20 protein-coding genes and 1 pseudogene are annotated in these 24,934 nt (G+C 66.3%); 8 read left to right on the forward strand and 13 right to left on the reverse strand.

The genetic code is table 11. From position 1 onward, the window contains the following. Positions 1-37: 37 nt before the first annotated feature. The 7 genes from AC1D2O_RS03100 to AC1D2O_RS03130 form a co-directional block, all read right to left on the reverse strand. A complete protein-coding gene (locus tag AC1D2O_RS03100) occupies positions 38-1,426 on the reverse strand; it encodes an MFS transporter (RefSeq protein ID WP_478085463.1) in 1,389 nt (462 codons plus the stop codon). Positions 1,427-1,428: 2 nt separating this feature from the next. Then, positions 1,429-2,400 carry a quinone oxidoreductase family protein gene (locus AC1D2O_RS03105; RefSeq protein WP_478085465.1) on the reverse strand — a complete coding sequence of 324 codons (972 nt, stop codon included), beginning with the start codon at positions 2,398-2,400 and terminating at the stop codon, positions 1,429-1,431. A gap of 91 nt (positions 2,401-2,491) precedes the next feature. Next, positions 2,492-3,550 carry a beta-keto acid cleavage family enzyme gene (locus AC1D2O_RS03110; RefSeq protein ID WP_478085467.1) on the reverse strand — a complete coding sequence of 353 codons (1,059 nt, stop codon included), beginning with the start codon at positions 3,548-3,550 and terminating at the stop codon, positions 2,492-2,494. A gap of 50 nt (positions 3,551-3,600) precedes the next feature. Next, on the reverse strand, positions 3,601-4,524 hold the full coding sequence (locus tag AC1D2O_RS03115) for a TauD/TfdA dioxygenase family protein (RefSeq protein WP_478085469.1): 924 nt from the start codon (positions 4,522-4,524) through the stop codon (positions 3,601-3,603). A gap of 178 nt (positions 4,525-4,702) precedes the next feature. Continuing rightward, on the reverse strand, positions 4,703-7,393 hold the full coding sequence (locus AC1D2O_RS03120; RefSeq protein ID WP_478085471.1) for a winged helix-turn-helix domain-containing protein: 2,691 nt from the start codon (positions 7,391-7,393) through the stop codon (positions 4,703-4,705). Between the two features lie 194 nt (positions 7,394-7,587). Continuing rightward, positions 7,588-8,034, reverse strand: a complete 447-nt coding sequence (locus AC1D2O_RS03125) for an SRPBCC family protein (RefSeq protein WP_478156144.1) — start codon at positions 8,032-8,034, stop codon at positions 7,588-7,590. A 97-nt stretch (positions 8,035-8,131) separates the two neighbouring features. Then, positions 8,132-9,361: an FAD-dependent oxidoreductase gene (locus AC1D2O_RS03130; protein ID WP_478085474.1), complete on the reverse strand. Its 1,230-nt coding sequence runs from the start codon at positions 9,359-9,361 to the stop codon at positions 8,132-8,134. Positions 9,362-9,504: 143 nt separating this feature from the next. On the opposite strand from AC1D2O_RS03130, the gene AC1D2O_RS03135 reads away from it, so the two are divergent. Continuing rightward, entirely contained in the window at positions 9,505-9,897 is a 393-nt protein-coding gene (locus AC1D2O_RS03135; protein ID WP_478085475.1) for a hypothetical protein, read from the forward strand. Positions 9,898-10,027: 130 nt separating this feature from the next. Here AC1D2O_RS03135 and AC1D2O_RS03140 read toward each other — a convergent pair whose 3' ends face one another. Then, positions 10,028-10,942: an AraC family transcriptional regulator gene (locus AC1D2O_RS03140; protein ID WP_478156146.1), complete on the reverse strand. Its 915-nt coding sequence runs from the start codon at positions 10,940-10,942 to the stop codon at positions 10,028-10,030. Between the two features lie 130 nt (positions 10,943-11,072). Here AC1D2O_RS03140 and AC1D2O_RS03145 point away from each other — a divergent pair, with 130 nt between their 5' ends. Beyond that, the gene (locus AC1D2O_RS03145) at positions 11,073-11,438 is read left to right on the forward strand and encodes a nuclear transport factor 2 family protein (RefSeq protein ID WP_478085479.1); all 366 of its coding nucleotides are present in this window, start codon (positions 11,073-11,075) and stop codon (positions 11,436-11,438) included. 125 nt (positions 11,439-11,563) lie between these two features. Here AC1D2O_RS03145 and AC1D2O_RS03150 read toward each other — a convergent pair whose 3' ends face one another. Both AC1D2O_RS03150 and AC1D2O_RS03155 read right to left on the reverse strand, forming a co-directional pair. Next, a complete protein-coding gene (locus tag AC1D2O_RS03150) occupies positions 11,564-12,400 on the reverse strand; it encodes an alpha/beta hydrolase (protein ID WP_478085481.1) in 837 nt (278 codons plus the stop codon). A 345-nt stretch (positions 12,401-12,745) separates the two neighbouring features. Further along, on the reverse strand, positions 12,746-13,381 hold the full coding sequence (locus tag AC1D2O_RS03155) for a Crp/Fnr family transcriptional regulator (RefSeq protein WP_478156148.1): 636 nt from the start codon (positions 13,379-13,381) through the stop codon (positions 12,746-12,748). Between the two features lie 224 nt (positions 13,382-13,605). On the opposite strand from AC1D2O_RS03155, the gene AC1D2O_RS03160 reads away from it, so the two are divergent. After that, positions 13,606-15,606: a lipoxygenase family protein gene (locus tag AC1D2O_RS03160; RefSeq protein ID WP_478156150.1), complete on the forward strand. Its 2,001-nt coding sequence runs from the start codon at positions 13,606-13,608 to the stop codon at positions 15,604-15,606. Positions 15,607-15,637: 31 nt separating this feature from the next. On the opposite strand, the gene AC1D2O_RS03165 is transcribed toward AC1D2O_RS03160, so the two are convergent. Continuing rightward, complete coding sequence (locus AC1D2O_RS03165) at positions 15,638-19,441, reverse strand: serine/threonine-protein kinase (protein WP_478085485.1); 3,804 nt, start codon at positions 19,439-19,441, stop codon at positions 15,638-15,640. 121 nt (positions 19,442-19,562) lie between these two features. Between AC1D2O_RS03165 and AC1D2O_RS03170 the strand changes: the two genes are divergently transcribed. The 5 genes from AC1D2O_RS03170 (at position 19,563) to AC1D2O_RS03190 (ending at position 23,660) form a co-directional block, all read left to right on the forward strand. Beyond that, entirely contained in the window at positions 19,563-21,296 is a 1,734-nt protein-coding gene (locus AC1D2O_RS03170; RefSeq protein WP_478085487.1) for an FHA domain-containing protein, read from the forward strand. Between the two features lie 401 nt (positions 21,297-21,697). Continuing rightward, positions 21,698-21,970 carry a hypothetical protein gene (locus tag AC1D2O_RS03175; protein WP_478156151.1) on the forward strand — a complete coding sequence of 91 codons (273 nt, stop codon included), beginning with the start codon at positions 21,698-21,700 and terminating at the stop codon, positions 21,968-21,970. 62 nt (positions 21,971-22,032) lie between these two features. Beyond that, positions 22,033-22,458: a hypothetical protein gene (locus AC1D2O_RS03180; RefSeq protein WP_478085490.1), complete on the forward strand. Its 426-nt coding sequence runs from the start codon at positions 22,033-22,035 to the stop codon at positions 22,456-22,458. Between the two features lie 85 nt (positions 22,459-22,543). Further along, complete coding sequence (locus AC1D2O_RS03185; protein ID WP_478156153.1) at positions 22,544-22,837, forward strand: hypothetical protein; 294 nt, start codon at positions 22,544-22,546, stop codon at positions 22,835-22,837. Between the two features lie 97 nt (positions 22,838-22,934). Further along, a complete protein-coding gene (locus tag AC1D2O_RS03190; protein ID WP_478085493.1) occupies positions 22,935-23,660 on the forward strand; it encodes a hypothetical protein in 726 nt (241 codons plus the stop codon). Here the strand turns inward: AC1D2O_RS03190 and AC1D2O_RS03195 are convergent. Beyond that, positions 23,612-23,941 (reverse strand): annotated as a pseudogene (locus AC1D2O_RS03195) (IS3 family transposase); the annotation flags it as partial. The gene AC1D2O_RS03190 and the pseudogene AC1D2O_RS03195 overlap by 49 nt on opposite strands. A 52-nt stretch (positions 23,942-23,993) precedes the next feature. Then, complete coding sequence (locus AC1D2O_RS03200) at positions 23,994-24,926, reverse strand: dihydrodipicolinate synthase family protein (protein ID WP_478085494.1); 933 nt, start codon at positions 24,924-24,926, stop codon at positions 23,994-23,996. Positions 24,927-24,934: the final 8 nt, after the last annotated feature.

Raw genomic sequence — 24,934 nt, forward strand, 5'->3', positions numbered from 1 at the left:
ATCCTCTTTGGTTCGGTGGGTTGGAGATTCGGCCGCTTCAGGCCAGGGCCTCGCGCGCTGTCTGCGCCGGGCCCCGCTTCGGCAGCTCGGCGTCGTCGGTGGCTTCGGTGGCTTCTGCGGCCTCGCGGGCCCGCAGGAGGTCGGACTCGTAGGTGCGTGCGGCCACCAGCAGCGCGCTGGCCGCCAGCACACTGAAGACGGGCACCGCCGTCAGCGCGAATTCGAGCGACCAGGCGTCCGACAGGAAGCCGGCGACGAGCGGCCCGGCGGCAAGGCCGAACAGGTTCTGGAACAGCGAAATCACCGAGGCGCCGGTGGCGCGGATGCCGGGGTGGATCACGTCGATGACCGCCGCCGGCAGCGGCCCGACCGTGCAGGTCATCAGGAAGCCGCCCACCGCCAGCAGCGCGAACTGCCCCTGCGCGCCGATGGCGAGCCCCAGGCGCGGAGCGCCGAAAGCCAGCATCAGCACCAGCATGGACGCCACGCACAGCAGCGCCACGACGTACAGCTTGGCGCGCGGACGGTGCCGGCCGGCGCGATCGGCCACCGCGCCCCAGACCACGCTGCCCAGCGCGCCGCAGAGCACGACCAGCGCCGCGTTCATGGCGGCCTTTTCCGGCACGACGCCGTGGACGCGATTGAGAAAGCTCGGCAGCCAGGACCAGATCGCGGAGACCACGACCAGCTGCGCCGCACCGGCCACGCAGAGCCACAGCATGGTCCGCGTGCGGATCAGCGCCTGGGCGATGGCGCCGGCGGCGCTGCGCGTCGAGCGCGTGGCCCGGTCGAGCCTCGGCGTGAGCTTGACAGTCGGATAGTCGCGCACCTTGAGGTACAGCAGTGCGAGGATGAGGCCCGGCACGCCCACGACGCCGAAGGCGGCCTGCCAGCCGAAGCGCGCCGCGATCATGCCGCCGAGCAGCACGCCCAGCACCGAGCCGACCGAGGCGGAAGCAAAGAAGCCGGCCAGCAGGGCACCGCGCAGCCGTGCCGGGAAATGGCTGGCAATCAGCGCGGCGCCGACGGAGCCGTAGCCCGCCTCCCCGAGGCCGACCATGGCGCGGGCCGCCAGCAGCTGGCCGTAGCCGCGGCTGAACATGCACGAGATCGATGCCAGGCTCCAGACCAGGCCCATCACGACCACGCTGCGGACGCGACTGCCGCGGTCGGCGAGCAGCGCCACCGGGATGGCGCCCAGGGCGACGGTGACCGACACCGCCGACACCAGCCCGCCGAGCTGCTTGTCCGACAGGGCCCATTCGGCCTTGAGGTACGGAAAGAGCGACACGATGACCTGGCGGTCGATGTAGTCGACCATCATCAGGCCGATGGTCATGGCGAAGGCGAACCAGGCTTGCCCGCGGCTGAACAGGTAGCCGTCCTCGTGCCCTTGCGTCGCTTCGCGAAGCGCAGCGGTGTTCATGCTCAGAGCGCCAGGACCGTGGCGCCGACCGTCCGGCGCGATTCGAGTGCGATGTGCGCCTCGGCGGCATCGGCGAGCGGGAATACCTGCTTCGGCTCGCTGACGATGCGGCCTTCCAGCACATGGCCGAACAGCTCACCGGCCATGTCGAGCATGTGCGCGCGCGGCATGATGTAGTGCATCATCGCGGGCCGCGTGAGCCACAGCGAGCCCTTGGTGGCGAGCGTCATCGTGTCGATCACGACCGGGCCCGACGTGGTGCCGTTGCTGACCAGCACGCCGCGCGGGCGCAGGCTGTCGAGCGAAGCTTCCAGCGTGTCCTTGCCGACCGAGTCGTAGACCACCGGCACGCCCTTGCCGTCGGTGATCTCCCGCACCCGCTCGGCGATGTTCTCCCGCGAGGTCACGATGGTGTGCGCGCAGCCGTTGGCGCGGGCGATCGCGGCCTTCTCGTCGGTGCTGACGGTGCCGATCATCGTCACGCCCATCGCGCGCGCCCACTGGCAGGCGATCAGGCCCACGCCGCCGGCGGCCGCGTGGTACAGGATGGTCTCTCCGCCGTGGAGCGGGAAGACCTGGCGGAACAGGTACTGCACCGTCATGCCCTTCATCATCAGCGTCGACGCGGTGCGATCCGACACACCGTCCGGCAGCGGAATCAGCACCTCGGCGGGCATGACGCGGACGTCCGAGTAGGCGCCCTGCGGTCCGATCAGGTAGCCCACGCGGTCTCCCACCCTGAGGTCGGTCACACCGGGGCCGACGGCCTCGACGACGCCCACGGCATCGGAGCCCAGCCCGCTGGGCTTCGGCAAGGGATAGCGGCCGGTGCGGAAATAGATGTCGATGAAGTTGACCGCGACGTAGCTGTGGCGCACGCGCGCCTGGCCGGGGCCCGGCTCGCCGACCTCGACGTTTTCCAGTTTGAGCACTTCCGGGCCACCGGTCTCGTGCAGGCGAATGGCTCTTGCCATGGATGTCTCCTAATGATTCGAAATGAGGTGGGCGAAAAAACGGCAGGGCTCAACCTGCCGTTCGCAGGCCGCGTTCTTCGCGGCCCTCGGCTCAGGCCGCCTTGCGCAGGAAGCCCTGATGGCCGCCCTTGCGGTTGGGCGCGAAGCCGTTGGCCAGCAGCGACTCCTCCACCGTCTTGTAGAAGACGCCGATCTTGCAGATCTCGCGCGCCTGCCGGGCGGTGGCCACCTCGCGGCCGAACTCGCGCGAGATGCGCACCAGCTGCTCGATCTGCTCGACCGTGCTCATCTTCTTCGAGCGGGCCTGGTTCCACAGGTTGTCTTCGGTGCCGCAGCGCACGTGCAGGCCCATGGCGATGCCCATCATGTTGACCGGCAGCACGTTGCGCATCGAGCTTTCCACCGTCAGCACCGCGCCGTCCGGCGTGGCGCGCACGAAGTTCGCCAGGTTGTAGATGTTCGGCGCGTCCATGCCGCCGCTGATCGCCACCCAGTTCATGACCAGCGGGCCCTTGTAGATGCCGCGCCGCATCAGGCGCTCGACCGACTCGAAGCTGTTGATGTTGTAGCACTGGAAGGCGCTCTGGATGCCGGCTTCGTTCAGGCGGCGAATGTGCTCCTCGGCCCAGCCGGGCTGGGCCGGCACCGTCATCTCCTTGTAGGCGTTGAAGACCGCCGGGTCTTCCATCGAGGTGCCCTTGTAGTCCTCGTACTCCCAGTGCTCGACCACGTTCATCTGCGAGGTGTTGATGGTCACCGTGACCTGGTCGGGCTTGGGGTCGAGCTCGGCCAGCATGTGGCGCGTGTCGTCGCTCAGCCACTTGGCGGCCGCGCCCTCGGACTCCGGCGCGAAGCTGATGGAGCCGCCCACCTGGATGATCATCTCGGGCACCGCGTGGCGCACGCCGGCGATCAGTTCGTTGAACTTGGACAGGCGCTTGCTGCCCTTGCCGTCGAGTTCGCGCACGTGCAGGTGCAGCACCGTGGCGCCGGCGTTGTAGCAGTCCACCGCCTTCTGGATCTGCTGCTCCATCGTGACCGGGATGTCCTCGGGGAAGTCGGAGGGCACCCAGGACGGCGCATAGGGCGCCGCCGTGATGATCAGGGGTTGCTGGTTTTCGGGATACAGGGAGCCGTCGAGAAAGTTCATGGTGTAGACCTCGTGGGAAAGGGAACAGGAGGAAGAAAAGAAAGATCCGCTCAGAAGGTCGCTTCGCCGACGATGCCGGCGCGCTCCATCTTTCGGACCGCGGGCCAGTAGTCCTGCACGGCGTAGTGCTGGGTGCAGCGGTTGTCCCAGAAGGCCACGCTGTTCTTCTTCCAGCGGAAGCGAACCTGGAACTCGGGAATGGCGGCCTGGCTGATCAGGTAGTTCAGCAGCTGGCTGGCGCCGGGCGCGTAGTCCTGGCCGTAGCGCACGTTCTCGGGCGTGTGGAAGTTGACGAAGTGCGTCGCGAACCCGTTCACGAAGAGCACCTTTTCACCGGTCTCGGGATGCGTGCGCACCACCGGATGCTCGGCGTCGGGGTACTGCGCCTTGAGCTTGTGGCGCTGCTCGATCGGCATCGCCGCGCCGAAGGTCGCTTCGATGCTGTGGCGGGCGCGCAGCCCGGCGATCTGCACCTTGATCGACTCGGGCAGGTTCAGGTAGGCCGCGGCCATGTTCGACCAGATCGTGTCGCCGCCGACCTCCGGCGTCTCGACGCAGCGCAGCACGCAGCCGAACGGTGGCTTGTCGCGCCAGGTGGCGTCGGCGTGCCAGGCGTTCTCGTAGTGCTCCTTCTTGCTGTCGAGGTCCTTGTAGATGCGCACCAGCCCCGGGTGTTCGGGGTCGCTGCCGAGCACCGGGTGATTCTCCAGCTCGCCGAAGCAGCGCGCGAAGGCGACGTGCTCGGCGCGCGTGATGTCCTGATCGCGAAAGAAAAGCACCTTGTGCTTGAGCAGCAGAGCGCGAAGCTCGGCCATCAGGCCGGGATCGCGCGAAGCCGCGCCAAGGTGCACGTTGTGCAGTTCGGCGCCGATCGTGCAGGTCAGCGGCTCGACCTTGATGGAGGTCTTCAGCGCTGCGGCCGAGACGACGGCGGGTCCGGCCGGCAGCGGGCTCGGGAGGGTGACTGAGTTCATGGGCCTGTGTGTCTCCGTGGTGAGCCTCTGGACGGATCCGGGCTCGTTGGGGGTGGAGCGAGCCGCGATCCGGCGGCTCCGCAGGCACCGAGAATAGGCAGAAGGCCCCGCCGGCGCCCCCTCCTTGCAGGAGGGGCACCCACCCCACCCCAACCCACCCTGGCGGAGGGCGGCGGCCCTAGTCCGCCGGCTGGATCAGCCCGAGGATGCGGGCACGAAGCACGGCCTGCTTGCGGGTACCCGCATCCAGCTTGGCGAAGAGGTTCTTCACGTGCCACTTGATGGTGGTCTCGCCGACCTGCATGGCGCGTCCGATTTCCTTGTTCGACAGGTTGCGCGCCAGCAGCTCCATCACCTCGCGCTCCTTCGGCGTGAGCACCATGCCGAAGGAGGCGGCAGGCCGTGGCGCCTCCGGCGGCTTCGTCGCGGTCGGCCGCGGCGCCGACGCCGGGCCGGGGGCGAGGGCTTCGCGCCCAGGCCCTTCTGCCGCGACCTTGCGCACCCAGTCGCCCAGATCGGGATGCGCGTCGGCGAACACGCGCCGAAGACCGTAGGTATCCGCCAGGTCCATGGCTTCCTGCAGGCGTGTCTGCGATTCCTCGCCGCACCGGTCGAGGGCGAAGGCATGCAGGCCGAGGATTTCGATATGCAGGCGGCCCTGCTGGAGCGCCCGTGCCAATTCGTCGGCGCGCGACAGCGGCTCCAGCGCAGCACGCCAGTCCTTCGCGGCAATCGCCGCATACCCCTGGGCCACCTCGCGCAGGATGTCCACGCTGCGCCGCCAAAGCCGGCCCTGGGGCCATGCGTCGTCGCGCAGCAGCGCATCGATCCGCTCGCAGAGCTCTCGGCAACTCGCCGAGCGGTATCGCCCGGCATGCATCCGCACCTGCTCGGTCAGGCTTGCGATACGCAGACGCGGCAGCCCTCGGGCAGCGCCGACGGCATCGAGGGCGCCGAGCAGCTCGAGCGCACGGTGTTCGGCGCCCTCGGCCGCCGCAATGCGCGCCATGGTCCGGTAGGCCAGCAGCAAGGACTCCGCGAAGCCGCTGCGCTCGAGGATGTCCAGCCGATCGGCCAGCAGGGCTGTCGCATCGTCGGGACGGTCGCACTCCCAGGCCGCCGCGGCGAGCAGCGCCGCCAGCATGCAGCTGAACCGGTTGCGCCGCCCCAGGTCGGCCTCGGCGCTCGCCACGGCCGGCCGCAGAAAGCTGTCGGCAAGCAGGATCTGCCCTTCCCAGATGTAGCTGAGCCCGACGATGAACTCGCCCCAGCGTCCGATGTACCCCACGCCGCGGCCGAAATCGCCGCGCGGCGCCTGTTGCTCGCGCAGGCGCGCCAGGGCCGGCTCGCCTTCGAGCAGCGCACGGTACGCCGTCCGGTTGGCATGCACCTGCAGGAGCATCGGATCGCGCAGCGGCGCTGCATCCGCCCAGGGATCGTGCAATGTCGCGAAGCGGTCCGGATCGTCTGCGAACAGCGCCGCGCCGCCGAGGATCAGCGCGCATTCGCAGCGAAGCTCGTCGTCGACCTCGGGCTGGGCCAGGATCCGCGCCACCAGGCGCTCGGCTTCCTCGTGGCGTTCGCTGACTCCCAGGGTCCAGGCGGCAGCCAGCAGGAGCCGAGGCCGCCGATCCAGTTCGGCAGCCGGCAGCTGCGCCAGCCATTCGAGCACCGCCCCCTGGCGGCCATGTCTCATGATGGACTCGTAGAGGCTGCGCTCGGCCAGCCCATAGGCCTTCTGCTGCTCGCCTGCGGTCAAGGCATGCCGGGCCGCGTATTCGAGCAAGCCGTGGTCGGCGAGCCATGCCGCCGCGCGCGCATGCGCCTCGCCCTGCTGTGCCTCGGTCAAGGCCGAAAAGAGCTTGCGCAACACGTCGCGCGCGAGGGTGTGCATGCGCAGCCAGTCGCCCCGTTCGGCCGCGGCGAAGACCGGCGTGTCGCGGCTCAGGCGCGCCAGTCTTTCGGTCGCGTCATCGTACTGCGTGACTGCGCGGCACAAGTCCGGATGCAAATGGTCCAGGATCGAGATGCGAGTGAGGAAGTCGCTGTCGCCGGGGTCGAGGTTGGCGAGCAGCAGCTTCACGAAGTGGTCATGCAACTCGCCGCCCAGCGCGGCCATGCTCGCGACATCGGCGTGCGCATCGACACCGCGTGCGACGATCGTCAGTGCAAGCTGAAGGCCCAGGGGCCAACCCTCCGTCAACTCATGCAGCCGGGCGGCGGTGTCGTTGTCGAAGCGAAGTCCCAGCCGGCCTCGCACGAGTTCCAGGGTTTCGGCAAGCCGGAAGCGAAGCGAGGCCGGCCCGATCACGACGCATTGGCCGTAGGCGATGAGATCATCGATGTCCAGTCGGCAATCGGGACGCGCGCCGATGATCACGCGCAGGTTCGGCGGCGCATTGCGCAACAGATAGGCCAGGGCTTCGCGCGAGGCCGGCGGCAGGCGATCGGCCTCGTCGACGATCAGTACGACGTCGAGCGCCGACTGTGCCAGTTCCGCGAGCCACACCGTGACACCCTCGAGGCCGCCGGGGCCGACGGCTTCGAGCAGGGTATGGCCGAAAGTGGACCGCCCGGCTGCGCGCCGGACCGCCAGAGCGAGGCTCTGCGCCAGCCGCTGAGGGTCGTCCTGCGGCTGGCCCGACAACCAGGCGACCACCGACCCGTGGGACAGATGCTCGAGCCGCCACTGTGCCAGCAAGGAGGTCTTGCCGAATCCGGCCGGGGCTTGCACCAGGATGGCGGGAAGATCCCGAATCGCGGCTTCGGTGGAAAGGAGGCGCGCGCGCGAAACCAGATGGCGAGGCACCCGCGGGGGAGCGACCTTGAGCAGCAAGTCATCGTCGACTTCGGCGGGACCACGCGTCACGAAATTCCCTCTGAGAACATGAGGAGGTGCGGAAGTCGACTGCCCGGTGCGATTCAGGTGACTCGACAGCTCCCCGTCGCGCAAAGGCAGCCCTGCAGCTTCGGGAATTCTAGCTTCGCCCTCGACGTGGCTGACGCAGCGAATTCTGCCCCCCCGCGAAAGACGGCCTTCGACGTCGGCCGAACGCGGACTCCTCAACCCGGAATATTCGGCTCGACCAACTGGGCCAGCGCGAGCAGCGACTCCTGCCAGCCCAGGTAGCACATCTCGGCCGGAATCACATCGGGGATGCCTTCCTGCACGACGGACATTTCGGTGCCGCATGACACTGGGGTCAGCGTCACGGTGGTCTTCATGGTGCCCGGCAGGTTGGGGTCGTCGAACGTCGCATCGTAGGCAATGCGCTGGCCGGGGACAAGTTCCAGGTACTTCCCGCCGAACGAGTGGCTGTGGCCGGTACCAAAGTTGGTGAAGGACATGCGCCAAGCGCCCCCGACCACGGGCTCCATGTGATGGACCTGGCCCGTAAATCCGAAGGGTGGCAGCCAGCGCTCGAAAGCGCTGGGTTCGACGAAGGCACGGTAGAGCCGGTCCGGTGAAGTGCGCAGCACGCGGTGCAGACGGATGGTGTTGGTAGCCATGGTGGTTTTCTCCTGAAGTTGCCGAGGATGATCCTCACTGACACGACGAATGAGCCTGCGGAAAATCGACACCGCGCGACGTCGCCCCGCATTTGCATCAGCCGAGGCGTGCCGGCCCGCTGGGCTCGAATGCCTGCAGCGGTACGGCTCCAGTCGCCATCGGCCCGGCGCCTGGGAAGGATGGAGCCGCCAGACTGCGCTTCATCAGCCATGGCACACCCGGCAGGCGCAGGCCCATTGCAAAGAGCGCATCGCGCCAAAGTCCGCCGCCCTGGGCCTGGAAGCAAGGCGTCAATGCCCTGCTGAGGGTCTGGAACGCCTGCGACGGTCGCAGCCGCTGGCTCGAGTACTCCCGCGCGGCTTCGGATGCGCCGTGACCCTCCACGGCTTTGGCAAGGGCGAGGGCATCTTGGATGGCGAGTGTGGTTCCAAGGCCGAGTTGGGGGCTCATGGCGTGCGCGGCATCGCCCACGACGCAAAGAGGCCCCTCGCCCATGGCGCGCGGCCACGTGTGGCGATAGACCGCAAACGACAGGTCGTCGTGGCGTCGAATTTGATTAACCACGGGCGCCGCCTCCGGCCAAAGCGACAGCACATGCGAGCGCCATGCGCAGAGGTCGCCCGCCTGCCATTGGCCATAGCGGTCGACGCGAAGACTCCAGAAGAACGAGAGGCGAACCGCGTGGCCTGAGACCTCGGTCGGCAGAAGGCCCATCATCTCCGACGTTCCCCTGAACCGCTGGAGCAGGACATCCGGCTCTTTCCACTCGGGAACCCAGAACTGGCCCCACAGGGCGCCCCACCGGTAGGTCTTGGAAGGGCCTGCAAGGCCGACGTTCTCTCTCAGGCGCGAAGCGGCCCCGTCAGCAATTGCAAACAGGTCGAAATCTGCGCCCCCTTGATTCGTCGTTGTCCGTGCGCGCCCATCCAGCGGTGTGAGGGATTGGACCTCGCACCCCAAGGAAAAATGGACCCCCGACGCTTGCGCGGCCTGGTAGAGCACTCGGGAAAGCGCAGCCCGGCCGACAGCACGGGCTGGCGAGCCCTCGTAGTCGATGTCGACGACGCGCCACGCGCGGTGGCTGGCCCCAAGAAGCCGCCTGATGGGAACGCTGATGCTGTCGAACTCACGCCGTACACCCAGTTCTTCGAGTGCGCGCAGGCCCTGCGGCTGGATGAGCAGCCCGGCACCCAGCGGTTCGAGAGTCGGATGCTTCTCGAAAACCTGAACCCGGTGGCCTTGCCGGCTCAATGCAATCGCTGTGGCCAGACCGGCAGGGCCGGCGCCGGCAATTCCGATGTTCAGTTTGGTTGACGGCGGTTGCATGCGGTGCTGAGTCGAACCACTTGAGCATATAGCACCGTCGGGTTGCGGTCCTCAAGCAGACTTGGGAGAAGTGGTTCTTTGGCGAGCATTTGACTGTCACTGAGCAGTCATCAAGAATGGCAAGAGCATCCGAGGAGTACCCCATGAAGCAACGACGCGTCAACTGGGAAGTTCCAGGCCCGTTTCCAATTCGTGTGGTTGCAGCAGCCACGCTGGTCGCATGCGCGACGCTGGCCGGTGCACAGACGGACACGCCTCAGCAGCGCTACGACAGCCTCATCGCTCGCTGCAACGATGGCACGATGCCCCGCCCGGAGCGCGATGCGTGCGTGCGGGACGCCGGCCTCGTTCTGCAGCAGGGGCGATGGGGGAGCTCGGGAAATTCCCAGACAGAAGACAGGTCCACGGTGATCTCACCCAGCGGCGCATCACGCACGGGCACCGACTCCAGCACCATCTTCACCTCGCCGGACGGCCGTGCAGTCATCGTGCCGCCGGCCGGCTCCGCGCCGCCCGCCGGCGCCGTGACGCAATAGGCGACCGGCGCCGAGATCAATCACGACAACCCGACTGGGCGTTGGGCTTCGGTCGAGCATCGCGGTGTGCGGAGCGATCTGGATGCGTCTTCGATGCATGGCGCCGTCTCCCTACTCCCTCGCAAATCTGTCAGTCAGCCCCAGGCACAGCGGTCCGTCGAAATCGAACGGGCGCCGCACCACGCCAGCGTCTGAACGCCCGGCTGAAAGAGAACTCCGACTGGTAGCCGACGCGCAGCGCGATCTCGGAAAGCCGCAAGTCGGTCTCTTGCAGCAGTTGCGCAGCAACGCCCATGCGCCATCTCGTGAGGTAGTTGTGCGGCGGTTCGCCCACCGAGGCGTTGAACTGTCGGGCGAAGGTCGCGCGCGAGAGGCCGGCCTCCTTCGCCAGTTCTTCCAATGTCCAGCCGCGCTCGGGCGACTCGTGGATGCAGGCCAGCGCACGTGCCAAGTGCGGGGTGCGCACAGCGGAGAACCAATCGTTGACACGTGGTCCAGCGGAGTTCGCCCAATCACGCATGAAATATACGAAGAGCATGGATAGCAGGTTGCGCACGACGATCTGATTGCCGAAGTTCGGCGTCTCGACCTCGGCCTGCAGAAGGCGCATCGTGTCGCCCAGCGCGGAGTCGCCCGGCTCACTGCCGGGGCGCAGGTGCACCACGGCTGGCAAAGCGCGCATCGCCGGCAGCGCAAGGTGCCGGTCAATGCCGAACTCGCCGCAGATCAGCGTGCATGCCTCGGTCGCGGAATCGGCGACGCCATTGCGCCGTGCCATGAATTCGGCAAGCGGCAGGGCCTTGCCGCGGGCCGAATGGGCCACTTCGTGTGCCCTGCCCCGGGGGAACAGCACCAGTTCACCAGGCAAGACCTCGATGGCTTTCGCATCGGACTGGCGCACGACGGCGCGCCCCTCGGCCACGAAGTGGAACACCGCGGCGTCGCGCGCGTCGACGGCAAAGCCCCAAGGACCGGCCACGCGCGTGCGTACCAGCACCATGCCGTCGGCGCGCACTGTCCTGAGCCAACCGTTCAATGCCTGCATGGCCGCATGGTAGCGAATGAGACGATTGGTTATTGAATCGAGACTCGCACGCATGGATCGTCTGAGCAATTGGCGCTCCAATCGCTGCAACGCCACGCATTCGCGAGGCGTGTCAAAACCCGGAGAAATCATGCAAAGAGCCAAGATTCAAGCCGCAGTGGCCACCATCTACGACCAGATCTTCAATGAAGGCCAAGCCGATCTGCTGCCGGGCCTTGTCGCAGGTCCTTACATTCAGCACAATCCACTGTTCCCGAACGGCACGGATTTCATCACCGGCTTCATCAAGCAGGTCAAGACGGTCCCGTGCGAAGTCAAGCGCGTCGCGATCGATGGTGATCTGGCCTTCATCCATGTGCGGTATCTGGATTGGGGTGGCAAGGAAACCGCGGGCGTAGACATCTTCCGCTTCGATGCCGATGGAAAGATCGTCGAGCACTGGGACGTGCTGCAGCCGGTGCCAGAGACGGCGAACAACACGAACACGATGTTCTGAGCGAGTCGAAATGACGCTCACACCCCAGTGAAGTCGAATCGCAGGTGCGTGCGTGTAGCTGTCTCGCCCGAGCATCTCGAGCAGCTGCTCTTCACCCAACAGTCATGGGCGTGCGCGGCGGCATGTCATGCGACCTTCGGTTCGGACAGGACGGCCGTCAACGCAAAGTCGACAAGATGGAGCCAGGTGGCTTCGAGGCCCATGATGCTGTGGTGGTTGGAGCCGGGAATCGTCTGCACGCTGATGGGCGTCGGCCAGGCGGCGATGAGCTTCTGCGAGCGCTCCGGCAGCACGACGTCGTCCGACTCGGCCAGCAGGACCTGAGTTTTCGCGGCGACCTCCCGGCTGTGAGCGAGCGAATTGAACGGATGCCGCAGCAGGATCGAAAGCGGCACCAGCGGAAAGCGCTTCCTCGCCACCTCCAGCATCGAGTCGTACGGCGTGACCAACTGGAGGCTCGAGAACTCCTGTCGCGCCACCAGCTGGATGGCCACGCCCGTCCCCAGACTTCGGCCGACCACGTGCAGGCGTACCTTCGGCAAGGCCCGGCGCAGGTGATTGGCAAACTGGCACGCGTCCGTGACCGAAGCGACTTCGGAGGGGCGACCTTCGGAATCGGCCACCCCCCGATAGTTGACCGCGGCAAATCCGAAGCCTTCCGGCAGCCAGTGCAGGGCCTTGGCGGTGGCGCGGACGTCCTCGCCTCGACCCGCGAAATAGATGAGCAGGTCCTGCAGTGCAGCCTCGCCCTGGGGGTGATAGACATACCCGCGGACCATCCCGCCCGGCACGGTGTGAGAGTAGGTGGAAAAGTCGTCGGACAGGTGAACGACCGGGTGGCGCTTGCGGGCGTCGAACAGGATATGTCCCTGGCGTGTCGCCAGGAGGGTCCAGTAGGCCGCGATGCTTCCAAGCGCAGCCGCCGAGGCCGAGAGTGCGATGCGAGAGACTTTGGATGACAAGGTTGGATCCTGACCGCCTTCCGAGGCGAGGGGTATCGACCCGAAGGTCCGCGACGGGCCCGACAGCAGTCGGTCGTTCGTGAGCTTAGCAGCACGCTCTTGGCGCTCGCCGCTGTGCGAGCAGGTCTAGCAGTCCTCAATCAGCCGTTCACCTCGGCGTGCATGCTCTCAAATCCATGCCTTCACCGCTCAGCCGTCGCTCGCCGTTGGAGGAGTTTCTGCCATGACCTGCCAAGCCTCCGAACCGCTCGCGTGCCTTGCCAGCGAACTGACTGTCAAGTTGGTGCAGGGCATGATCGAGTCGCTGCACCAGTTATGGCATTTACGTGTCAGCCTACGATTGACTCACCACTTCGGCGGCAACTTTCTGAGCAGCACGATGCGCTCGCGCGAGACTTCGATGTAGCCACCCTTGGCCAGGTCGGTCAGCAGCCGGTTGACCATTGCCTTCGAAGCGCCCACGCGCTCGGCGATGCGCTGCTGGCTCAACGGCCCGGGCACCACGCGCAGGCCTTTGTCGTCGACCGCCAAGGCGTCGAAGAGCCCCACGAGCCGGCCGTAGACGTCCACCGAAGCCAGGCGGCCCACCGTGCGCGTCAGGGTGCGCACGCGCTGCACCAGGCGCTGGATCAACTGAAACGCAAGCTCGGGCCGCTGCGCCAGCACGCGCTCGGCCTCGGCCCGGGTCACGCGGGTCAGCCGCGCTCGGGTGGTGACCTGCACCGTGGCGGAGCGCAGTTCACCACTGAGCATCAGTTCGCCGAAGAGCTCACCCGCGTGCAGCGTATTGAGCTCCACCACGCGTCCGCCGTCCCCGGCCACGAACGCGCGCAGCTCGCCTTCGTGGATGAGGTACATGCAGTCGGCAATGTCGCCCTCGGTCACGACCAGGGCACCAGGCTCCCAGGTACGCGTGTCGCCCAGCCGCGCCAACTCGGCCAGGAAGTCGCCGGAATTCTCTGCCCTCGACCCTTCAAACATGCCTGCTCCTAGCTTGCACCTGAGGCCGAGACTGTACGGCACGGCCCGCCGGTCGCAGGCCTTGCTCGAACGCTCGGAGCCTGGGCGCAACTCGTCAGAGGTCCGCGCATGTGATGGCGGGCCGGGCCTGGCTTTAAATCCACGCAAATGTCCACGGAGCCGTTAGTCTTGCCGACTGCGCCTTTGAAACCGTCTGCGGACCCGGAGAACCCATCATGCCAGCGATGAACGTACCCATTCCCACCTTGCCAGGTCAAGGCACCGCGGCGCGCGCGTTGCAGCTGTCGCTGTCCCGCACGGCCTATAACTACGTTCGAAGCTACCCCCATCTCGAGGCGGTGCCGATGTGCGCGGGCGTGCCGCCTGGCGAGGAGTTCAGCGCCGCCTACAACGCGCTGGTCGCGCAGACCAGCGCGCAGATCGCCGAGAACTTCGCCCGGAATGCGCGCAGGTTCCTGGCGCAGGAGATCGAGAAGGACCTGGACAGCATCCAAAACGACATACCTTTCCATGCCTTGCGACTCAGTACGGATTTACGCCAACTCGAGCAGGATGTTGAAAAGCTGGTCGACGGCATCTTTGCCGCTGCCGCCGAGACGGTGGAAAAAGGTCCCACGGCGATTCTCAAGTCGACCCTGTTCGACCTGGTACGGTCGCCCTTCCTCGAGGCCAAGGCAGAGTCGGACTACGAAAGCCTGATCGCCACGCTGCCCACGCCCCAGATGTTGGCGATCGAGGCGAAGGCTTGGATGTCCGAGAAAGGCAAGCCATGCGAGCAGGATTGGTTCTTCGGTTATCTGCAACTGGCCGGCTTCAACACCACCAACTTGCGCCGCGTGGTGCACGACAACGCGACGGGCAGCAAGGCGCTGGCCTGGAGCGAGCTGAAGGCGAAGATGACGATCCCCGATACAGTGAAAGTCCTGAGCCGAGGCGGCTCCACCCCCCTCTCGCTGGCCGAGATGATCAGCGACGGCAAGCTCTACGCCTGCGACTACGCCGCGCTGATCGGCGACGGGAAGCTGGAACCCAAAGAGAGCTGCCTGCACCGCAAGCACCGCTACCTGCCGTCGCCCATCGCCCTGTTCTATTGGAACGAGTCACCTCCCGAGGGCTATCCGCCGGCCTACGGGAAAGGCCAAGCGGGCGTGTTGCAGCCCATCGCGATCCAGTTGGGGCAGACCCCGGACTCTGCCATCTTCAGCCCGAACGATGTTTTCGATGCGAACGATGCCAATCATCTGAAGTGGAAAATCGCCAAGTACTTCGTCAACGTGGCCTGCGCGATTCAACACGAATCGGTCGCCCATCTCGGGGATTGCCACTTGATCATGGAGGCCGTCGCGGTGGCCACGCACCGCCAATTGGCAAAGGAACACCCGCTGTTCCATCTGCTCGAACCGCATCTGCGGTTCACCATCAGCATCAACGATGGCGCCGCACACAACCTCATCGTCCCGGGTGGCGTGGTGGCCGCCAACGTCGGCGCCCACATCGATTGGACGCTGCAGATGGTCAACGACGCGCGTATGGCCTGGCGCTGGGGCGAGAACAGCCCGGACAAGATCTTTTGCCTGCGCGGCGTAGACCAGCTGGCGGCCTACCCGTTTCGCGACGACACGCTGCTGCTGTGGAAGGCCATCAAGGATTTCGTCACCGGCTACGTGGCGAGCTACTACCTCGACGACGCCTCCGTCAGTACCGACCGGGAACTCATGGCTTGGGTGCACGAACTTGGCTCCCCGCAGCACGGCAATCTGCGAGGGTTTCCCGCGACGCTGAACACCCGTGACCAACTCGTTGAAGTCGTCGCGCAAATGATCTACACCGCAGGCCCTCTGCACGCGTCGGTCAACTACGGTCAGTATCCCTTCGCGGGCTTCGCGCCCAGCGTGGCCGCGGCGATCTACAAAGCCGCGCCGACGCGCGACGACCCGATCGCTGACGAGACGAAGTGCCTGGAGTGGTTCCCGCCGCTGGACGTCGCGCTGTACACCCTGTCGTTCGTGTACCTGCTCAGCAGCATCCAGTTCGACGCGCTGGGGCACTACGCCAGCAACCCGCAATACCCGCACTTCGCGCACCGCCCGGCCCAGAAGGCCCTCGAGGCTTTTCAGGTTGCGTTGGCGCAGGCCGAGATCACGATCCACCAGCGCAACCTCGAACGGCCGATTCCCTATCTTTTCCAGTTGCCGTCCAGGGTACCCAACAGCATCAGCATCTAGGCCGCGCGCAACCAGCGTGCCCCGTGGGTTGTCAGCAGGCCTCGGGCTGGCATCCCGGTGCCAGCATCTCGGTCGTTGCTTCGACGTCGATCACGCCTTGGCTGTGCATGACGGCCTCTCCAGCGATCACCAGCGCGCGGCCTGCCCCGCCGCCCATCCACTGCCCCTGCCTGCGCCGCGCGGCGGCGCTGTACAGCTTCAACCCCGTGGCGTCGAAGGTGGCTGTCGCAGCCTGCAGCCACTCTGCCGCCCGAGCCGGTTGCCGCTTTTCGCACGCCAGGCCGGCTTCAAGCACCGCGGCCCAACCGGGCAGGTGGGGCAGGCGGGTCTTGTTCATCAGCCTGACCGTCGTTCTGGCAATCGCCAGACCTTCGGCGACGTCCGTCGAGCGTTGCCGCGCGGCAGCCAGTGCACAACCGGCTCGGTAATAACTCATCAACCCGAACGCAGTCTTCATGCGCAGGAGCTGCGATTTTTCAAGCGCCGACCACTGTTGCGCTGCCAGCAAGACGCCTCGCGCCGGCTGACCCTCGTAGAGCGCCAGGTTCAGATCGGCCAAGAGGATCAGGTAGTCGGCCCATTGATAGATGCTTTGAACTTGATAGCTGGCCTTGGCCTGGCCGAGCCGCCGGCCCGCGTCGGCAAGACCGCGGTGCGCCAGCAAGGCAGGCGCCGCAAAACCGACCACGCCGCAAGCCAGATACTGGTCGCCCCGTCGCAAGGCGTTCTCGACAATGCCAGGCGCCGTGGTCGAGGTCTGGGCATAGTCTCCAAGATGATTCGCCGCATTCACGCAGTAGAGTTGGGTGCCAGCCAACTCGAACGGCACCTCCGTGCATTGAGAACCCAACCACTCCAGGACATCTTGCAGTACCGGTTGGGCTTCGGCGAACCGACCTTCATGAGCCAGCACGCAGCCGCGAATTTGCCGAACCCATCCCGTCAATTCGTTCTGCGACACCTCGCTGGCCAAGCGCTCGGCTTGCAGCATGATCGGTTCCGTCTTTGCGCGCGTGCCCAGGCCATCGAGGCTGACCATGTAGGCCTCCATGGTCAGGGCCCGCGCCGCATGCGCACGTGAGCCCGTGTTCAGGGCCAGCCGCGCATAGCGGGCCGCCATGTCGACCATCACGAATGCATTGTTGCCGACCGACCCTTGGACCACCGACCACATCGCGCCCAGCCGGGCTTGATCGCCCGGTCCGGGTACTGCGGTGGGGTCGATCTTCAGCCCTCTGCACATGAGCAGAAAGCGCGAAGCCAGCGCCGCGACCATCGCTGCCCGAGGCGACCGCGGCATGGACAGGCCGATGGCGGCCAGCACCTCGCCCAACAGAACTCGCGCCTCGTCGGTAAAGCCACTGGTGCTGAGCAAATGCGCCGCTGCACGCTTGTGTTCGAGCGCTTCCTGCGGCGGCGCACCGATGCTCGCAGCACGATAAACCTCTGCGGCCTCGCGGCTGTTGCCCATCGATGCCAGCATCGCGGCGAGTTTGACTTGCGCCTGCCGGAACCGCGCAGGGTCGGCACCGATGAGGTCCAGGCACTGTCGATACTGGCGGGAAGCGAACTCGAACGCCAGCGCGGCTGCAAAGACATCGCCTGCCTTCTCGTAGTAGACGCTGGCACGCTGGCTGTCCCCGGCGCCATGAAAGTGCAGCGCCAAGTGCTCCGGCTCCGAGTCCTCCTGCGCGGACAGCGCTTCGGCCAGGCGGGCGTGTATGCGGCGCAGGGCGTCGGGGGTCAAGGCGTCGGCCACGGACTCGCGAATCTTGTCGTGATAGCACTCCAGCACGCGACTGTGCGCACTGACCCTTGCGGTGCGTACGAGCCGCTCGAACAACAAGGCGTCGAGGGCTTCATGCGTCGCATCGGCGGCATCCACGGCCAACTGCGCTGCCATCGGGCGGCCTGCCACTGCCAGCACGTTCAGCACATCGCGCGCTTTCGCAGGCAGCAGGCTGACGTGCCTGTCCACGGTCTGGCCCAGCGTGAGCGCGGTCGGGCCGGCCCCCGTCAGCCGGGCCGAGAGCGCCTGGCGAACCAGTTCACCGACGAAGAAGGGACTGCCTCGGCCCTCGGCCGCGATCGACGCGGAGTCCGCGGTGGCGGCCGAACCGAGCAGGCGCTGCGCCAACCGCACCGAAACTGCCGGCGGCAGCGGGCCCACGTGCAGAGAACGGCACTCCACCCGCGGACTTTTGGCCGCGATACCCAGGATTTGCTGCAAGAGCGCGTTGTCCTGGGCGTCTTCGCTGCGGTGCGTCGCCACCCACAGGAACGGCGTCGGTTCCGGCTGGCTCAGCAGGTACTCGAGGACGACGATCGAATCGCTGTCGGTCCATTGCAGGTCGTCCACGAAGATGACCAACGGCCGCCGGTCGCGCATGCGTCCGAGCAGTTCACTCAGCGCGGCGAACGCGCGCAGTCGCAGTTCCTGGAGATCGGGGATGACCTTCTTCGGCCCCTGGGCCACAGCGTCGACACGCTCGAGCACGGGGAAGAGGCGTGCCAAGGCGTACATCTCGCGCGGCATCAGATCGCCGGCTTCTTCGCGCGTCAGCCCGTGCAGGTGGCTGCTGAGCTCGTCCATCACCGAGTCGAAAGCCTTGAAAGGCACGCTTTCACGGTCGTAGCAGCGTCCCTCGAGCGCGACCGAGCGTCCACTGGCTCTCACCTGGTCGAGAAACGCATGCATCAGCGCACTCTTGCCCATGCCTGACTCGCCGCTGACGAACATCGCGACCGGACGGCCGGCCAGCATGGATGCATGGGCGGCGTGCAGTGCAGCCATTTCGCTCTCGCGTCCGAGCAGGATGTCGGCCCGCAGCGCCATGCCCGTCAGTTCCGCGTGTGCAGGGCCCGATACGGGGGCCACTTGGCCTGGCGCGTCCGCCCGGTCGAGGGCTGCCTGCACCTGGGCCGCATCGGGCCGCGCTGCGGGGTCGCGCTGCAGCAGCGCATCGCACAGCTTGGCAAGGTCGTGCGGCGCGTCCGCACTCAGGCTGTGCACGCGGGGTGCGGCCTGGTGCCGTTTGAGCTCGAGCACGTCACTGAGCGGCCCTTCGAACGGCAGCCTGCCGGTCAGGGCAACGAACAACATCGAGCCGATCGCGTACAGGTCGCTGGCGGTCGTCGGAGCCGAATTCGCCGCGCTCGAAGTTTGCTCGGGTGCCAGGTAGCCGGGTGTGCCGCTGAAGCCGACTTCGACCGCCGGGCGCCGGGCCGCGCTGGCATGCCAGTCCACGACCAAGCCGAAGTCCAGGATCACGACCCGCCCGTCCTTTTGAACGAGGACGTTCGACGATTTCAGGTCCCGGTGCAGCATGCCGGCGCCATGGATCGCCACCACGCCCTGCAGCAACTGTTTCAGGGCGGCGCGCAAGCGCTGCGCATCGAGCCGCCCGTCAGGACGCACCCACTCGTCGAAGCGCTCGCCGTCGACGAGCTCCATGCTGAAGAACCAGCCCTCGTCGCTGAACAACTCGTGCAGACGGCACAGGTTCGGGTGGTTCATGTCGGCCAGCGAACGGAACTCGTTCTTCAGCCGGTAGACGCTGCCCGGGTCGAGCCAACTCAGGGTCTTGATCGCGACGACGCTGCGCCTGAGGTCGTCATAGGCTTCGAACACCACCCCCATGCCGCCCTCGCCAATCTGGCGCAGGATGCTGAATCTGCCGTCAAGCACGCTGGTTCCGGGCAGCGGTCGAAAGCCCGAGCCCAACAACTGCGCCCCGGGGATCGGCGAGGCTTGCTGAAGCATGTCCAGAAACGACCCGCCGCGACCCTCGACCGTGAGATCGAGCCGGGCGGGTTCAATTTCTTTTTGTGACATGACGCCTTCGCAACCACCATGGAGTGCTTAAATCATTATCAATGAACATCCAGACAGTCGGTGACCAGTTGCGGGGTTTTGCTACGGATTCACCTCCGCCGCCATCCTTCTCGGGTGTGCCGTGCGCCTGATCCTGGAAGCCACTGCCGCAGGTGCCGTCAAGCGCCTGGAGTTCTGGACCGCTGAACCTGTGACGATCGGGCGCTCGCCCGGCTGCCAGATCCAGATCGACGCCGACCAGGGCAGCGTGTCTCGGCTGCATGCCCAGCTCGTCCCTACCGCACGAGGCTGGGTGGTGGAGGATCACAGCAAGGTCGGAACCCTGGTGAACGGCATGAGGCTTGGGCATGGACAGCGTTGTGCGCTGCGCATGCACGACGAGTTGCGGGTCGGACCCCTGCGCCTGCGGGTGCTTGAGCTCGGGGGCCAGATCGAGCAGACGCTGGCCACCGAGCTCAAGCTGACGGCGGTCAACTTCGCGACGCTGGACCCGCAATTGATCCTGAAGTCGGCGCTGGAACTGCCTCGTTTGTTCGGTGAGGCGCACGCCGAAGGCGAAGTGCTGCAGAAGGCTTGCGCCTTTCTGGTGCAAGTGCTCGCGCCCGTCGTCAGTTCGGCCTATGTCGTGGAAGCGCATCCGGAGAGCATGGAGTCGTCGCGCATGCTCGCAACGTACTCGCTGAACGGAGAACGCGCCCCGGTGCTCAGCCGCAGAGTCATCGGCGGCGCGCTCCACCTTGACGGCTCGGTCGCTTTTTTCAACCACGCCACCTCGACCGAAATCGATGCCACCGTGCACCACACGACGCGAACGGTCGGGGCCTGCCTGATCGAGCGCAGCACCGCCGGCGAGCCCATCGTGATCTATGTCGTCGGCGAGCAAACCTTGCCGAACGACAACACCGACATCGCTGCCGGCTACCTCAGCCTGGTCAGCACGCTCACGCGCCAGCACCTGGTGGCCCAAAGGCAGGCCCATTTGACCCAGTACTTTTCGCCCAAGGTCGTTGATCTGCTGATGCGCCCTGGCGGACGCTCGAGTGCCGAAGGGGACCCTCGCATCATGGAGGCCACCAGTCTGATCTTCGATCTTCGAGGTTTCTGCCTTTCCACCGAGGCGGCGGCGACAGACTTGCTTCGATGGCAGAAAGAACTCCGAAGCACGATGGACACCGTCTCGCGGGAAGTCTTTGCTCACGAGGGAACGGTGATCGACTACCAGGGCGATGGGTGTTTCGCCGCTTGGGGGGTGCCGTTCGAGCAACCCGGCCAGGCCCAACTGGCCGTTGACTGCGCGCTGCGGATTCTCGAGCAGTTGAAGACAACCCCTTTGCAGTCCTTGTCGTCGCCGTCCGGCCCGGTTTGTGGCATCGCCATTGCCAAGGGGCAGGTGCTGGCCGGTTCGATGACATCGAGCCGGCATTTCAAGTACGGGTTGCTGGGCACTTCGGTCAACTGCGCATCCCGTGTGGAGACGCTCACCAAACCCGGCCGACTCGACGCGCCGCTGCTCGTCACCGAAGAGGTGGCCAGGCTTCTGGACGTAAAACGCACGCCATTTGTTCGGGCAGCCCGCGTGGCCTTGGCAGGCATGGAAACCCTCGTCAATGTCTACGAGGTGCTCGATCCCGCACGAAGCCTGTCGTCGGCCGGCCATGCAGCACGCTGGGAAGCCCTTTTGTGCATGCTGGAAGGGGTGCGCCAGATCGCCGATCTGCAAGAGCTCCAAGCGGCGATTGGCGCGCCCGCGTGGGCAGACGATCCCCGCGTGCGCTGGCTGCAAGCACAGTGCAGACAGTTGGAAGACCCGGAGCAGCTGTCCCGGTGGGACGGCGTCGTGCGCTACGAAAAGTAGCGCAGTTGTCAGCGGAGTGGCTTGGAAGCGCCCCGTCGCCCTCTGTCATCGCCGTGGCGCCCGGCTCTCAGGTACGCGTCCCTCGCCCGGCCGCGCCAACTCGGCCAGGCTGTCGCCGGAAGTCTCCGCGCTTGACCGCAAACGATGGCTCTCCAGTGGTGCTGATGCTCGGCAGCCTACCGGCCCGCTTCTGGCGCGGCCGTGCGCGCGCCCGGCCCTGATCTGACGCGTACCTGACTGGGGCGGAGGCCTGTCGCAGGCGCGGCCCGGCCGGCGGCCGTCTGCTTGAGTCATCTCACAACGACGCCAGGGCCCGCCGGTCAGTATTGAACGTTGGCGCGCCGGGCAGCTCAGGCACCACGACCATGCCTCCATCCGTTGTTCAACCCAAGGAGACATTCATGATCACCGCCAAGACCATCCCTTCCGTCGCCAACCTCGAAGTCCTCGACGCCGGCCACGAGACCACACCCCGCGTGCCGGAAGCCTCCACGCTGATGGGAGAACTGCGCAAGGCGGTGACCCACGCGACCCAGTGGGTCACTGGCTTGGACCCCGAGCTGGCCCGCGACCGCTTCCTCGCCGAAGCCACGGATCTGGCCGACTTGGAGCGCCGCAGCGTTGACTGGGAACGCGCGCAGGAGACGCGCCGCGCGCTGCCGCCGGTGCTCTGAAGACGCGCCGGGAACCAAGCTTGCTTCAACTCCACATAGGGCCTCCCAAGGAGAGCTTGTCAATGTTCGATCGATCCATTCGATACCTGACCACTGCCGCACGGCGGAACTCCCCCCGCTACGTCGTGGCGCTGCTCGCCTGCGTTCTGTTGGTGCTTGCCTTGCGCGGTCCGACCGGGCATGTCGAGGCAGCGATGAAGCATCCTCTGCCCAACGGCGGCGCCGCATCCGTTGCCACGGATTCCCGCTTCGATTCACTGCGCAACGAGGCAGCGAGCGGTGACGAACGCTCCAACCTCGAACTCAGCAGTGCCTTGATGGACAGGTACGACCTGACGGGCGATTCGAACGACCTCTATGAGGCGCTGGAATGGGTCGACAGGCGCTGGGACGTGTCCGACCACGCGGAACAGGTCAGCCGCATCGTCGCGCAGTACTGCGGTCATCGCGTCGTGCAGTGGCATCGCCTGTGCGTGCTGGGCGAATGACCGAGGCAGCGCAATGCATGCCGTACGGCTGTCCTCCGGGCTCGCCTATTGGCGAGCGGCAGCTCACCCAAAAAAAGGTTTTGTCATGATCAAGTCGCCTACGGTTCTTCTTGTGCTTCTGCATACAGCCGCTCACTCCCAACGGCTTGCGCCAATTGCGCCTCTCGAGACAGGAAAGTCCACCCCTCAACTCCTCACGTCCGTGATCTACGAGTGCGAGCGGCGCGCATTGCGGCAGCAGTTGAGCGTGGACGACACATACCGGTGCGATGACACGAAGAAGTTCTCAGAGGACCGCATGTTTGGCGGCGATTCGGTTCGCATGCGCACGTGGCTCGCGGAGCAGCGGTACTTCATCGAGGCCGAGTTGACGCCTTGATGCAACTGTTGGGGAATTCCATCAAAGCGAAAAGCGATCTGCCACGATCACACGGCGAGGGCAACCGCGGCAAGGTCGAGGAGACGGGGTCGCGGGCATGAGCTTCAAGCCCGACACCTTCATCGCGGCGAACGATCCGGGCCTCGCGCACGCGGTCGCGAGGAGCTTCCTGACGGCCGACGCCGCGGAGACGGCGGCGCGCCATCGGCGCGTGGAGCGCCTCGGCGCAAAGGCTGGAAGTCTCGCAGCATGGCGCGCCTTCTTCGCCGAGGACATCGTCGCCGAATCGGTCCTTCGTGGCTACGGCGATCGCGCGCTTTGGACCGTCGCCGGCTACGCCGCGATCGATTTCGGTGAGGCGCTGTCGTCCGGTCACGGTCTCCACGTTCACGCTGTCGCGCGGCAGCGCAGCGTCGATTTCTCGCCGATCGCGGTGACGTCCCACGCGGTCGCCCGGATGATGGCGCGCACGCTCCACCAGGCTGATCGACATCTCGTGAAGGCTACGCTGATGCCGTTCTTCCGCGCGTGGTGGGCGCAGCTCGCCAACGCGAACGTCGCCGACGAGCTACCGGAGGGCGCCGAGGTCGCGCTGTGCTGCCCCCGCGGCGCCCTTCTCGGATTCGAGTGTGCCTCGGGGGTTCGCTCGCGGTGGGGTGCGGTCCTGAAGACCTGGGTCGACGCCGAGGGCGCCGCCGATCCAGTTCTGCGTCGGACCTGCGCCGACCTCGCGCCGGCCTTCGTCTGCGGCCTCTACCGCCTCGGGCCGGGTTCACGCTGGGCGCCGTTTACCACGGTGGATACGCTGCCTAGGAAGCTCTGACGCACCTGGCTGCCGAGCACCTCGTCGTCCAGGCTGCACTGGCTTCTGGGCCTACCGAGCCACGCGTAGAAGCCACTTCGCGAGACACCGAGCGCCTCGCACATCATTGCCAACGGCCACGCTCCTCGGTGTTTCGCAACGAAGCCGAACTTCACATCGACTCCTTGGCGAAGTAGGCCGCCGCTTTTTTCAGCAGGTCGCGCTCCATTCTGAGCTTGGCGTTTTCGCTTCCTCAGCCGCTCAATTTCGGCCTGATCGGGCTTCATCACGCCTTGACCTGGGTGTTCTTAGCCAATTGAGCACTTTGGATCGCTGCATCAGCACGCCGGTTTATTAGCTCCAGCGGAGCACGAGCGGATCGAGCCGCTTTGCCGTCTCGATCAGGCCCTTGCGCACCTCGGGATGCATCGCGGGCCAGGGATGGCGCGGCGCCTCGCAGGCGATCACGCCGCCTTCCTTCATGAGCGCCTTGGCCGCGAGGAAGCCGGCTTGCCGGTTCTCGACGTTGATCAGCGGCAGCCAGCGCTGGTAGAGCGCGAAGGCCTGGTCGAGGTCGCCCTGGCGGTGAGCCTCGATGATCGGGCGAAGGCCGTCGGCGAAGGCGCCGCCGGTCATCGCGCCGGTCGCGCCTGCGTCGAGGTCTGGCAACAGGGTGATCGCCTCTTCGCCGTCCCACGGCCCTTCGATCGCGTCGCCGCCGAGTCGGATCAGCTCGCGCAGTTTGCTGGCCGCGCCGGCCGTCTCGATCTTGAAGTAGCTGATCTGTTCGATCTCCCTGGCCATCCTCGCGAGGAAGGCGGCCGACAGCACCGTGCCGCTGGCCGGTGCGTCCTGCACCATGATCGGGATCGACACCGCATCCGACAGCCGTGCATAGAACTCGAAGGTCTGGGCCTCGGGCACGCGGAAGGTGGCGCCGTGGTAAGGCGGCATCACCATCAGCATGGCTGCGCCCATGTCCTGCGCGCGGCGGCTGCGCTCGGCGCAGACGGTGGTGCCGAAATGCGTCGTGGTGACGATCACGGGCACGCGGCCGGCGACGTGCTCGAGGGCGGTGCGGGTCAGCACCTCACGCTCCTCGTCCGACAGCAGGAACTGCTCGGAGAAGTTCGCGAGGATGCAGATGCCGTCGACGCCGGAGTCGATCATGAAATCGAAGCAGCGCTTCTGGCTGTCGAGATCGAGCGCACCCGAGTCGGTGAAGGTGGTCGGCGCGACCGGGAAGATGCCGCGGTAGCGCGGGTTCGAAAGGCTATGGCGCGTCATGGACGACG

The organism is Variovorax sp. P1_G12, assembly GCF_056405555.1.